Annotated in this window: 1 protein-coding gene and 1 pseudogene; both read right to left on the reverse strand. The window is 70.4% G+C overall.

Translation table 11 applies throughout. The features are described 5' to 3' along the window. On the reverse strand, nucleotides 1–211 hold a 211-nt coding region (locus ELR45_RS35675; protein ID WP_165368029.1), incomplete at its 3' end, for a hypothetical protein. A gap of 5 nt (nucleotides 212–216) precedes the next feature. Then, nucleotides 217–426, reverse strand: a pseudogene (locus ELR45_RS35680) (hypothetical protein); the annotation flags it as partial.

The raw sequence follows: 426 nt of genomic DNA on the forward strand, positions 1-426 counted from the left end.
GCAGGTCCTCGCGCAGCTTCTCGTCCGCGACGGCGGACGAGACCCGTCCGGTCAGCCCGGAGACACGCTCACGGACGTCGGCCCGGAACTGCTCGTCCGAGATCGCATCGGCGACGCGCGTGGAGAAGTCGCGGATACCGTTGGCCGCTGCGTCGGCCGCACCGGCCAGGGCACGCACCGGCTTGGAATCGAGTGTGGAGTCGGCGGACATGGTCATCACCTCTCGTCGTCGTGGTCGTTCGTTGGTATGTTCTCGCTGCCGTCCCCGGCACCATCGGCCTCGCCGACGACGTCGCCGGTGCCGCCACTGTCCGGCTGGGGGAACGCCCCCGCACCGTTCGACGGCGCCCGGGCGTCGCCATCGTCGGCGCCGACGTTGGCCGCCCGGAAGGACAGGTAGACCTCAAGCAGCGCTCTCTTCTGCTG

The sequence above is a fragment of the Phytoactinopolyspora endophytica genome, from assembly GCF_004138495.1.
Classification (GTDB): domain Bacteria; phylum Actinomycetota; class Actinomycetes; order Jiangellales; family Jiangellaceae; genus Phytoactinopolyspora; species Phytoactinopolyspora endophytica.